This is a genomic window from Bradyrhizobium sp. SZCCHNS3052 (genome assembly GCF_032484495.1).
Classification (GTDB): domain Bacteria; phylum Pseudomonadota; class Alphaproteobacteria; order Rhizobiales; family Xanthobacteraceae; genus Bradyrhizobium.
This window is the reverse complement of sequence record NZ_JAUETB010000006.1, coordinates 1-12,063: the sequence shown is the minus strand read 5'-3', so window position 1 is coordinate 12,063 and position 12,063 is coordinate 1. Positions and strand designations below refer to the sequence as shown.

General features: G+C 60.4%; 9 protein-coding genes and 1 pseudogene. 8 read left to right on the top strand and 2 right to left on the bottom strand.

The window, feature by feature from the left end:
* Positions 1–117 precede the first annotated feature (117 nt).
* From QX073_RS19735 to QX073_RS19725, 3 genes and pseudogenes are all read left to right on the top strand, one after another.
* Positions 118–1,350 (top strand): annotated as a pseudogene (locus QX073_RS19735) (ComEC/Rec2 family competence protein); the annotation flags it as partial.
* An 818-nt stretch (positions 1,351–2,168) separates the two neighbouring features.
* Positions 2,169–2,330: a hypothetical protein gene (locus QX073_RS19730; RefSeq protein WP_316226231.1), complete on the top strand. Its 162-nt coding sequence runs from the start codon at positions 2,169–2,171 to the stop codon at positions 2,328–2,330.
* Between the two features lie 124 nt (positions 2,331–2,454).
* Positions 2,455–2,925, top strand: coding sequence for a hypothetical protein (locus QX073_RS19725; protein WP_316226230.1), 471 nt, complete (start codon positions 2,455–2,457; stop codon positions 2,923–2,925).
* Positions 2,926–3,026: 101 nt separating this feature from the next.
* On the opposite strand, the gene QX073_RS19720 is transcribed toward QX073_RS19725, so the two are convergent.
* The gene (locus QX073_RS19720; RefSeq protein WP_316226229.1) at positions 3,027–3,242 is read right to left on the bottom strand and encodes a hypothetical protein; all 216 of its coding nucleotides are present in this window, start codon (positions 3,240–3,242) and stop codon (positions 3,027–3,029) included.
* A 336-nt stretch (positions 3,243–3,578) separates the two neighbouring features.
* Here QX073_RS19720 and QX073_RS19715 point away from each other — a divergent pair, with 336 nt between their 5' ends.
* Complete coding sequence (locus tag QX073_RS19715) at positions 3,579–5,132, top strand: anti-phage dCTP deaminase (protein WP_316226228.1); 1,554 nt, start codon at positions 3,579–3,581, stop codon at positions 5,130–5,132.
* 664 nt (positions 5,133–5,796) lie between these two features.
* Here QX073_RS19715 and QX073_RS19710 read toward each other — a convergent pair.
* The gene (locus tag QX073_RS19710) at positions 5,797–6,030 is read right to left on the bottom strand and encodes a hypothetical protein (protein WP_316226227.1); all 234 of its coding nucleotides are present in this window, start codon (positions 6,028–6,030) and stop codon (positions 5,797–5,799) included.
* Positions 6,031–6,521: 491 nt separating this feature from the next.
* Here QX073_RS19710 and QX073_RS19705 point away from each other — a divergent pair, with 491 nt between their 5' ends.
* The 4 genes from QX073_RS19705 to QX073_RS19690 all read left to right on the top strand — a co-directional run bounded on the left by QX073_RS19705 (position 6,522) and on the right by QX073_RS19690 (position 10,837).
* On the top strand, positions 6,522–6,791 hold the full coding sequence (locus QX073_RS19705; RefSeq protein ID WP_316226226.1) for a hypothetical protein: 270 nt from the start codon (positions 6,522–6,524) through the stop codon (positions 6,789–6,791).
* Between the two features lie 726 nt (positions 6,792–7,517).
* Positions 7,518–8,222 carry a hypothetical protein gene (locus QX073_RS19700; protein ID WP_316226225.1) on the top strand — a complete coding sequence of 235 codons (705 nt, stop codon included), beginning with the start codon at positions 7,518–7,520 and terminating at the stop codon, positions 8,220–8,222.
* Positions 8,223–8,962: 740 nt separating this feature from the next.
* Entirely contained in the window at positions 8,963–9,274 is a 312-nt protein-coding gene (locus QX073_RS19695; protein WP_316226224.1) for a DUF736 domain-containing protein, read from the top strand.
* Positions 9,275–9,640: 366 nt separating this feature from the next.
* Entirely contained in the window at positions 9,641–10,837 is a 1,197-nt protein-coding gene (locus QX073_RS19690; protein WP_316226223.1) for a DUF932 domain-containing protein, read from the top strand.
* Positions 10,838–12,063: the final 1,226 nt, after the last annotated feature.

Below are 12,063 nucleotides of genomic sequence, written 5' to 3'. Positions count from 1 at the left end.
AAAGTTCCCCCGCAGCGGCCGTGCAGATTTCCAGGATTCCCGTTCCGTTCTGCTAGGCGCGCTCGCGCAGCTTCCGGTAGCCTTTCCGCCCGTCGGGTAACGGGTGGTGTGGGGGCAATGGCGGAGCCGGTCAGGCCGCCGGGAGGGCGTCGCGGGATCGCGGGCGTGATGGCCGATGTCTGGCCGCCGCGCGGCGCGCTGGCCGGCGGCTGGCCCGCGATCGGGGCCGGTGCGTCGTCGGTGTTCGCCGCCCGCCTGAAGAGCTGGGCGGCCGAGGAGGCCGGGGCGGGCCGGCTGCTGCCCTGGGTGCCGGTGGCGTTCGGGGCCGGCATCGCGCTGTACTTCGCCGCCGATCACGAGCCCGTGCTCTGGATTGCCGCCACCACCGCGGCGCTGCTCGGCATCGTCGCCATCATGATGCGGCGGCATCGGCTGTTTCCGGTTGCCGTGATGATCGCGGCGGCGGCGTGCGGCTTCGCCGCGGCGACCGTCAAGACCGCGCGCGTCGCGCATCCGGTGCTGGCGCGGCCGTTGTATTCGGTGGCGCTGTCCGGCTTCGTCGAGGCGCGCGACATCCGCGAGCGCAGCGACCGCATCGTGCTGCGGGTGACGTCGATGGAGAGCCCGCGCAACGCCGTCACCATCGCGCGTGTCAGGCTCGCGGTGCGCAAGGGCGCGGCGCCCGAGGTCGGCAGCTTCGTGCAGCTCAAGGCGCGGCTGCTGCCGCCGATGGCCCCGGTGCGGCCGGGATCCTACGACTTCGCGCGCGACATGTTCTTCCAGGGCATCGGCGCCTCCGGCTTCGTGATGGGCGCGATCACGACGGCGACGCCGCCGCAGGCCGCCGGCTTCGGCCTGGGCTATGCGGCGGCCATGCAGGGTCTGCGCGATGCGATCGACGCACGCATCCGCGGCCGCCTGTCGGGCGACGAGCGCGCCATCGCCACCGCGCTGCTGACCGGCCGGCGCGACGCCATCACGCCCGATGTCAACGACGCGATGTTCGTCTCCGGTCTCGGCCATGTGCTGTCGATCTCCGGCTATCACATGGCGGTCGTCGCCGGCGTCGTATTCTTCGCCGTGCGCGCGCTGCTGGCGCTGATCCCCGGCCTCACCATCAGCCATCCGATCAAGAAATGGGCGGCGGCCGCGGCGCTGGTCGCGGCGGCGTTCTATCTGTTGCTCTCAGGCGCGGAGGTCGCGACCCAAAGGTCGTTCTTCATGACGGCGGTCGTGCTGATCGCGGTCATGGTCGACCGCCGCGCCGTCACCTTCCGCACGCTCGCGGTCGCAGCGATGATCGTACTGGTGGCGGCCCCGGAAGCGCTCGTGCATCCGAGCTTCCAGATGTTGGGCTCGGGTTCGGCTTGAGAGCGAAATTCGCCCCGTAACTCAATTGAATCTAAAGGGTTTTTAGTCCATCCCCAGCTTCTCGACCGAGCACGAAAATCGAACAAAAACCCTAACAATCCGAGATTTCCGGTCCAAAAGTCCCAGAATAAGTCCCAGACTTGGTTTCATTGTTCTTGAGAGGTTCTCGGTGTAACGGCACTGTCCAAAAGGGGCGGAGGCCGTGTTTTTCACGTCCTGGCTGGCCCGCAAGGCGACCAATCGAGCAATGTTTCGTACACGCCGATTTGCCGTCGCAGCTCTCCGACTGCCGCAGCGGCAGCGTCAATGGAGGCGCCCATCGGGTACAGCGAGGGCGCCAGTTTCAGGCTTTCGAGCCGGCGTCGTCTATCGGAAATTCGCGCACGCCAGTTGTCGCAGAAGCCGCACATAGTGGCCTCGTCTGATTGGGTTCGGATGTTCGAACTTCCCAAGCGGCGCGCTGGGTCCCGTCGACCACGCGGTCTGCGGCGCGCAGACCAATTGGCAGCTTTAAGCGGCCTAGAAGTTGGGGTTGGTAGCCTCGAGCCAGATGCCGTCGATGAGATGGAAATACATCGTTGGGGGAGAGGTGTTCCCGTCAACTCCGTTGAAATCATGCGCCTTTTCTGGTCGAATGCCGGAAAGCCACGCTTTCAGCTGCGGTGCCTCGTTCCGGACCGTAGCTTCGACAAGCTCCGTTTTGTGTGATTCTTGGGTGCCGTTTGCTCGTGGAGCGGGGGGGCCTGGGATGAGATTCGTCCCAACATGGCGGCCGGCGATCGGTCAGTTAATGCGAGATGTGCCCGGGTGCCGAGGTCTCGGAGTGGCTGCCGGTCGTCCGGCCCGGCATGTTCGCCCCACTCCAGATGCGGAGGCGCAGCCCGATGGACGGCCGCTGGCTGTACCGCGACCCGACCGAGGCGGAGATCCGGGACTACATCGAAGGCGCGGCCTGGTAGTCGGCTGGGCAGTTGCGGAGCTCGACCGGCCGCCTGCGCGCAGCCCGCGCATGCGGGATCGTGCATAGTTCGCCTGTTCATGGTACTGTGGCGCGCCTTGGAGATCAGAAACTGGTAGCGACGCATGACATCGACCCCGGAATCGCTGCCGTCCACCACAGAGGCCTCAAGCGGTCCACCCGCAAACATCCAGGAATTCAATCGAATTGCTGGAATGGTCTTTGCGCAGCTGTATTCGCAATTTCCCGCTCCCGTGAACATCGATCGACAAGCGATCGCAAATGCTTTTGGCGCGCAAGGGACGGACTGGAGCCATCAGCTTCCATCCGGAAAGACCGTCAGCGATCAAATTGCATATACAATCGGTTGGCTCAATAATCAGGGATACACAGTCGCATTCGGGGCCCACCCCGCAGAACGTGCTACGCTTTCCGAGAAGGGGTTGGTTGCGCTCAACGCAGTACCTCAAGGTCTGTCAGTTACAATCGGAACGTCGCTTGTAAGCGCTGCCAGCGAGGCGCGACGGGACTGGTCCAGCGTGGGCGATTTTGTCGGGGGGCTCTTCGGCGGTTTCTCCAAGAGTATCGGTTCGTGACGCTGGCGCGGGACCGAAGCCCCGCGCTTTCTCCGGGCATCGCGAGCACGGCGGCATGCTCGTCGGTAGCGAGCCCGGGTAATAGCTGCCGAGCGGATCGATCAATCATCGCCCCTGAGATCGCCGAGCATCTTGTGGCTCACCCAGCCACAACAGACGGCAATCATCATGCCCACCGAAATAGAGGGCAGCCATCTAATCTCCGCGGTAAGTAGAGGCGTGACGAGGCCGCCAATCACCGCTGCGGATGCTATGTTCTTTAAGAGATCGGCCAGCCACTTCAGACGCTCATTTGCTATCAGCTGACAGCGTTTCATCCACCTTCTCCCGAAGCTCCGCGCCTCTAGTGCTTACGGCGGTTCGCTGTTGTCGTTGGTCATAGACGTTCCCATTCACTTGCGTGATACTGATCCCTGGCGACGCCAGGACAAGATGCCGACGCCGGCGCGACAGTGGATAACTACGCTGAAGCCGGACGAGCCTCGCGATGCGGGCGCTCCCCCCATATTCTCGCCGCAGCTGATTTGCGTTGAATATCCATCCCTGTTTAGGGAATTTCTCTTGCGTTCGCCGTCAGGTTGCGGGATCCAATTAGTGTTGAGTCGAATGGTCGGTTGAAGCCAGACAAGCGTGAAGTTCTTTGGGAGTGAAACTTGGGCGCCCCCGCAACAAAAGACTTGCTTTCATCCTCTCCGAAATCTCTCGCAACATCGATCGATGAGAGGGAATCACAGGAGCTAATAATAGCTCTCGTTGGGCCTGTTGGGTCTGGTGTGAGCACTTCGGCTAAACTACTCAAAGAACTTCTAACTACAGAATTCTCCTACACTGTCCCAGACCCGTTCAAGCAGAGCGATATTATTGCGGCGGAAGCTCATCGGGTTGGCATGACGCAGATTCCGCGTACGCCACTAAATCTGTACGTGGACAGTATGCAGACCGCCGGAAATAAACTGCGCGAGAAATTCGGCCCCGACTATCTCGCCGAAAAAACGATCGAGCGAATTGTTACATTTCGAACCAAAAAGGGCGCAATACAGGACGGAAAAGCTATGCCGGGGCGCCGAGCATACATCATCGACTCGCTTAAAAACCTGGAAGAGCTGTCTCTCTTAAGAAAAGTGTATCGAGAAACCCTTTGCGTTTTCGGCGTCTTCGCGCCTGACGATATTCGGCAGATACGGCTGGTGAATGACGGAGCTGCAGCTCCTGACGTCAAAAAGGTTATAGAGCGCGACTTAGGGGAAGCAGGTACTTTCGGTCAGATGACACGGAAAGTGTTCTCTTTGTCGGACTTCTTTGTCTGTAACGACCAAAAGACAGATGAGCTTCGGAGAAAGCTTCGTCGCTTTCTGGAACTGATCTTCAATGTAAATATACACACTCCGACGAGAGAAGAGGCAGCGATGTACGATGCAGATGCGGCAGGCGCTGCATCTGCATGCATGTCGCGACAAGTTGGAGCTTCGATCTTATCGAAAGACGGCGAACTAATTGCGATCGGACGAAATGATGTTCCCAAATTCGGCGGCGGATTATACGTCGAGGACGACCAATCAGTTTGGGACGGCGCAGCCATCCAAGATAATGATCATCGCTGCTTCAAGTGGGGCGCCAACATCTGCCACAATGAGATCAGCAGAAAAAAAATAATGGAGGGAATAGTTTCGCTAATTATGACTTACCAGAAAAAACCTCTTTTGAAACGAGCAATAACAGTCGACGACGTTCGCGATGCTCTCAAGGAAACGGACGTTGACGATTTGATCGAATACTCTCGCTCCATTCACGCTGAGATGGAGGCCATCTTATCAGTCGCGCGAGAAGGAAAACATTCTCTCGTCGGTGCGACCCTCTATTCTACAACGTACCCTTGCCATAATTGCGCCAGGCATATTGTTGCCGCGGGGATCACGACGGTCGTGTATATTCATCCCTATCGAAAGAGCAAAGCCCTCGCATTGCACCACGACGCCATTACTGAAGATCCAAAAGAGCAAGGAAAAGTCTTGCTCAAGCAGTACGACGGCGTCGCCCCGCACAACTATCTGAAGTCGTTTGCCGCGACTCGATCGCGAAAAGACAATGGGAGATTTATTAACAGGTCATCAACAAGCGCGACGCCAATCTTTAAAATTCCGCTGGACGCTCAACTCGATTACGAGTCAAAGGTTATTGCGGATTTGGCCGCAAAAGAGCAGAATTAACGTACCGAATCTAGGAGTTTGGCGCCGTGCCCGATCCGGAGCCTCCTGCCAATCAGCTTCGTCTCGACCTCAGCGACATTGAGAGGTCCAGCAGGACAGTCGAAACCTCTACTGTCCGTTCTTTTGTCGACTCACTGACACTTGCCGTCCGGCGTGAAGCAATCGAGCGCGTTAAGGCGCGCGGGATATTCGAGATCAACGATTCCAAGAAGGTGTAATGTGCTCGCTCCGCTCCGAAGGCGCCGAGCATGTCCATCGGACCAAGCCTGTGTCGGCTACTTCCGCCGCAATTGATGCTGAGGCCCTAATCGCCTAGGGCGTCGGGCGGTTACATCAGCCCGAGCCAATACAGAGCATACCAAGCTGCCACAACGATCAACATCATGGCGGCGACCAAGCCTTCGCGCTCTATCCTGCGCTCATAGGCGACCTCATGGCACCTCCGCGAATTCTGCCGCGGATCATCGGACCAGAGGCAGGCGCGCCGCCCGGTGTCGAGTAGGGCATGTTCCAGAAAAACTCGCGATTGCGCCTCGGCGTATTGGTCGATGCGACGATGATCGCCTGGACATGGTGATAGTACCAGTCCTCAGCACTGCGATTCGACGAACTTCGGCGAGCGCCTTGAGGAACGGTGGCTGATCCTCGCTGTCGCTGAAATACTTCACCACCCGCGGCCTCCCAGGACTTTCCCTTGCATCGCGCTCGGCCTCGAGGCCGTGAGCCGGTTGCGCTCGCCGATCAACCCGTCGAGGCGAGCAAGCTGCCTCGAAAGGACGATCTCGGCGTCGGCCGTCGCGCGGCCGGCCCGCCGAAGGGTCAGAATATCCCGCTGCTGCCGACTGACCAGCTTGCGCGCTTGATCGATCTCGGCACGGAGGGCTTCGAGATCCGCCATGGCCCACCTTTCCGAATTGGATAGTGGACTAGAACATAAAGAGAACGTACAGTCGAGTCAGAACTTTGCCGAGCTTCGAGCCCTCTGTTCGGCGCGCTGCCCGTGAGTCGCGCGACGTCAAGGGAAGGCTTGTTAGTTATTCGCAGTATATTTCCCGCTGGGCATAAGTGAAGCTCAATGCGCTCAAATTAACACACTCCAAAAAAATAATGCGGAGTATGCGGTCATTGATACTGATTCGAGAAAAGACCGCCGAGGTGTGGCGCCTGGCGGTCAATCAAAGATCAGAACCTCTCTCGGAGAACCAAGCAGAGGAGCCCCCTCTCAAGTGCGAGCCCACTTTTATCTCTCGCATTGGCGGCGTCAATAGCTTGGTTCATTTTCCAAGGAGGCAAAGGCCTCAGAAAGTGAACACCACTATGTCTTGGACGATCGACTACGCGGGCGCTTCGGGCCGGAGCTATAGATACTGGAGTGTGGATCCGGGTCGGATGAATGATCTGCTCGATCAACCTGGGAACTATGGCTTCCTGAAGCACATCGGCAACCAGCGATACACGCCGCTGTACTTCGGACAGGCCGACAGTCTCCGGAATCGCTTGCTGAATCATGAGCGATGGGCCGATGCCGTGAGGGCAGGTGCTACCGTTCTTGTGACGCACACCACACCAGCCGGAGAGGCTGCTCGGCTCTCCGAGGAGAAAGATCTGATTGCGAAGTGGAACCCGCCGCTGAATGTCCAACATCGGACGACAGGCTGACGAACGGGTATCCAACAGCTTCTTCGTCGCTAGCCGAAGAAGGATTGGCGGGTACGCCCGCCAATCTCTCTAAGATGGCGTTGTTTGCCTTGGCAATGGTCGAGTTTGTGCTCATTGACCCTCTAACACGCTCAGGATGCCCCGGTTCCGTTAACAATCGATTGAGTCTCTGGCGTGATCAGCACTTGGTTGTGCAGACCATGCCCGCGCCGACGCTGCCCGCTGTGGTCGTGCCGCCTGGGATCGTGGTGCCGTTCGTCAGCAAGGTTGAATTCCAGGAGACAATCGACGCGCTCACGCCTGCAGTCCGCCGGCTCATGTTGCCTTCGTGTTCATCCAGCTGCCGCCGTAGGCGCGATTGCCGGTGACGTTCGCGGAGAACCCGACTGGTCCGAGACCTGGCAGTCGGCGCAGTGAGCGTCACATTGAAAGATCGTGTTGAACGTCCTGACCGCGCCGTCGCCCACGACCAAGCCGCCGCCTGTGAACTGAATAACTGATCGCCCCTGCGCATTCGTGCCGCCCGCGTAGAAGCCGACGCTGCAGGCGTTGTAACCGGTTCGTATCGAGCGCGGCTTCATCCGGCCTGAGGATGACAAGCCGCGATCGCAACCGGAGCAGGTTGGTGGTGCCGCGGAGCCGCGTGAGGCCGAAGGCGCAAGTGACGAAGCTGCTGAGGGTGGGGAGGGGGAGGAGAGCGGGATCGACGAGGAGTAGGATTGTCCATTGTCGGACCTGCTCGTTCGGAACCTCACAGCTTACAGCACCTTGGGGCTGCGGCTCAATCTGAGTGAAGAGCCGGGCATCGCCGTCGTAGCCGTGACCCACGCGCTCGCCGCGCAAATCTTCTACTTCGGTGCCAATGCGCATGTGGTCGGCATTCAGCCGATCAAGACCGATCTGACTGCACATGCTGATGGGATCGAGGATATCACACCGGAGAAGGTGTGGGCGGATCGCCATGCCAATTGGGCAACGCAGATGCCCGGTGACGTTGCCGGCTTTTGGAGCTTTGTGGCCGACCTCGATCACGAAGGCCGCATGGCCTTGTTCGCGCATTGCGTTGCGCTGACCGTCAATGCAGTCAAGCTGCCGTGGGAGCGGCGGCCGCGTGCGCTAGCCACAGCCGACCGGCTGGCGGAAGCGGTTGAACTGGATATGAGCGGATATTGGCGACTAACGGCGCGCAGCTATCTCGGTCGTGTCACCAAGGCCCGTATTCTGGACGCCGTGCGGGAAGGGACGGGCACCGAGGCCGCCGAGCGGATCGCGGACATGAAAAAGCTCGCCATGGCGGTCGCCGCCGAGCAGCTGTTGGCCGCGACCGGCTGGCTGCCGGCGCTGTGGCGGGCGCCCGAACTTGATCAGGAGCGTGTAGGCGAAACGCCTAGCGAGCAGACCAGCGCAACCTACCCCGTGGCTGCCGAGTGAGAAATTGCGCCGGGGCCGCGAGAGCGGCTCCGGCGCTGTATGGAGAATTTTCGGCCGCGTACCTAACCGACGTGCAGCCGACCGGTTATCGTGACGGTGTCACGCAACATTAGTGACCGCGTAACGCGATCACCAACCCTTCGTGTGACTTGGGAACGCGAGGCCGGACTGGCTGTTGGACGCAAGTTGGCAGAATCCAAATAGACGTCGTCCGTCTTTGACGACCGATGATATTGTCGCCTCAGGCCGAAGCGTTGTTATCAATCGGGCGACACGATCGGCTGGGCAGGCAACGCCAGGTCCTCTCCAACATGGCACCAGCCGCCCGAACAGTCGGGCTTCTTGCGTTGGCTTCGACCTGACGTCATGGCGGTCGCTCCGCGCAGGTCCGAAACCCTTTGATCGCTGCGGCCTTGTTCGTGTCCGTGCGCCGCGTCAGGTCGGTCGCACGGGTGTCTCGCGTCCGTTCGTGGGGGCCGCGCGTCCGACGCGACCTCGAATAGGCTGATCAGGCCCAAGCGACGGCAAGCGCCTCGATCGCCTTCCCGCAACGGCTCAGGGCAGCTTTTTTCCCCTGCCGCGAAACGAGCGGCATTCCTCGCGGAAGTCAAAAAAGCCGGCCTTCCGCCGTCCTCCGCTGCGCTGCGGGCCCTGCGGACTGCGGGCCGATCGCCCCCGGGCACAAAGGGCGCCATCGAGGCCGCGATGGGCGCGGCCCGAACAAACAGACGGAGATCATCATGGCGACCATCGGCACCTTCACCGCCTCGGACAACGGCTACAACGGCTCGATCAAGACGCTGACGCTGAACATCAAGGCCAAGTTCGTCGCATCCGAGAAGGACAACGACAAGGCGCCCGACTACCGCATCTTTGCCGGTCCCACCGAGTTCGGCGCGGCCTGGAAGAAGACCGCGCGTGACAGCGACCGCGAATATCTCTCGGTCAAGCTCGACGATCCGAGCTTCCCGGCGCCGATCTACGCCTCGCTGGTCAAGGTCGAAGGCGACGACGACTTCACCCTGATCTGGTCGCGCCGCAGCGGCGACTGATCCGACACCGGATCATCGGCTCCGCCTCTTCGGAGGCGGGGCCTTTTTGCGCTTCTTGCGCACCGTCCAGGGAGCGGAAGGAGCATTTTCTTTTGAAGAGATTGCTAATGGCTCCGCCCTCGCGCGGGCAAGGGTGCGCACCAAAGGTGCCGGCCGGGACGGTCTCCCCGGTCTTCCGCGCCTCTCATCTGATGTCAGTATTCTCGCACTGGAACGGCGCGTGCAGACGCGCGCGAAACTCGCGCGCCCTTGTCAGGCGGGTGATCCCCCTCCGCTCCCGGCCGCCCTTGCCCTCGCTACCCCAGGTCTCGCCGACGGGCAGGGTTGCAGCGCAGCGCTGCGCTTCAACCTGACAGGAGAGTAACGATGAACGTGACAGTTTCTCAGCACGGCGGGCAAAAGGTTTCTGGTGGGTTTCGGGTGGATATCTCACGCGGCCAGCGTATCGGCCGGGTGTCCTCGGAGTGGTTTGCGAGACCCGATGACGAGCGATATCTGAACCTGCCGGACCTTTATGACGCTGTGCGCAGCCGGGCAGAGTGCGCCCAGGCCCGCACCGTCGAGAGCCGATCCATTCGCGTCGAAGCTGCCCGAGACAACGCCGAGCGGCTGGCCCTGATCGTTCCCGGTCGTGACGAACCGGTGGCGCCGACGCATTGGAGCTTTGGGCAGCTGTGCACGCTGGTCGGCGCGCCCGCCGCTTACCTTCGGCAACTGCCCGCTCCCTTATCGGCGATCAATCTGCAGCATGGCCTGCTGTCGCATCGTGCCGAGCTGGTCAAAACGCTGGAGGCCGCTAGCGGTCGGGTCGAGCTTCGCGCCGTCACCGGACCGGACTATGGTCGTATCTGGGATCATGAACTGGTCGCGGCCGTCATGCAGATCGCCGGTAACGGCACCGGTGATACGCGATGGAAAGTGCCGGGCGTGCTCGACTGGTCGACCATGATTCATAATCCGTTCGTGGACGTGACCAAGCACACGACCACGCTCTATGCCAGTGACCGCGACGTGTTCCTGTTTCTGGTCGATGACACCAACTCGATCGAGGCGGGACGGTTGCCGGACGGTTCTCCGGACGTTTATTTCCGGGGCTTCTATTGCTGGAACAGCGAGGTCGGCAACAAGACGCTGGGCATTGCGAGCTTTTATCTGCGCGCCGTCTGCATGAACCGCAATCTCTGGGGTGTGGAGAATTTCGAGCAGATCACGATCCGGCATTCGAAGTTTGCCGCGCAGCGGTTTGCGCATGAGGCCGCACCCGCGTTGACGAACTTTGCCAACTCCTCACCCGCGCCGTTTGTCGCCGGCATAGCAGCCGCCCGGCAGCGGATCGTCGCCCGCACGGACGAGGATCGGGAGAGCTTTCTGCGCAGGAGCGGCCTTTCCAAAGCCGAGACGGCGAAGGTCATTGAAGCCGTTCTTGGCGAAGAGAACCGCAAGCCGGAGAGCATTTTTGATTTCGTGCAAGGCATCACGGCTGTGGCGCGCGGCAAGGCGCATCAGGACGCCAGGCTTGAGCTCGAAGGCAAGGCCAAACGCTTGATGGAACGCGCGGTCTAAACGCCAGCCGCGCAACCGGGTGACATCGGTTGCGCGGCCTTCTGCGCTTGCAATGTAACGCACCGCCGCTCCGGTCAACCCCAGCCGCGGCGCGGTCGCATGCACGCGGCCGGAGCTCGCCGGGCCTTCGGCCCGGCTCGCGACAGAGAAAGAATCCAACAACCGATCACAGGTAAGACGTCCAAGCGGACGGACGAATTCGTCCGAAGTCTTTGAATTGCGCTGGTTGCGCGATCTCGCATGATCGTTGGATGCCCACGCCTTCAGCGTGCTGAGACATAGGCTACGACATCGAGCTGCACAGTGACATTGCTGACGCTCATTTCATGTTGAGAGCTGCCGAACGAGCTCCAGTTCATCTGCAATAGCTCGGAAGAAAGGTCAGTTGCGGCGCCGCCGCGGACACTCTGAACTCGCCTCATCCTTGGTCTTTGGCCGCGCCTTGCGTTCTCCTTCCGCATGGTTGGATCGGCGATCATTGGCACTGGCCAGCGCCGGCAAGCGCAGTCGATCTGCAGCGGGACTGCCGAGAGATCCTCATTGACGTGCGACCAAGGAATGGGAATTTGGCGCCTTTCTTCTGCAAAGAGAAGGCAGGGATTTTGCAGTTGGACCGCAGCTCATAGGCAGCGTCGCGACGGCCCGATTGACACTCACATCGCAAACTTGCGCGAACTGGCGGCTCAGGTGGGACTGGTTCACAAGGCACAAATGGAAACGAGACGCCGAGCCAAGGCTCAGAGAAGAGAAGGAAGCGATTTTTCACACCCTATGCACCTCCGGTGCTGACGCTTCGCGGGCCGCGTGCGGCTATCTCATTGGGGTGAAATTAAAAATTCCTGTTGATCGGTGTTTACACAAGCGGGTCCGAGTGAATACTGAGGTCTTCCCGAACGATCGACAAATGATGGTTCGTCAATAGCTTGCCAACGTTTGGGCGCGTATACGAACGAAATTTCCGGCATCACTCTCGGTTCGCGATAAGTTTGCTTCGGTTTGGGACCGCGCAACACTGTCGGCTTTAGCGATCTGATTTGAAGTCCGCAGATCGTTTCCTGAGGGCTGCAGATCGATTGCGACCCGCGCAGCGCCTTTGTCAGCCGGCAATCCCGTTGCGCGATCTAGCGGTCGCTGCAGGTCGGGGAAGCACCGTCCAATTTGTCTTCCCGGCTCTCGGTCAATCCCGCTCGTACTCGCGGTAGCGGAGCTTGATCCTCACGCCAGAC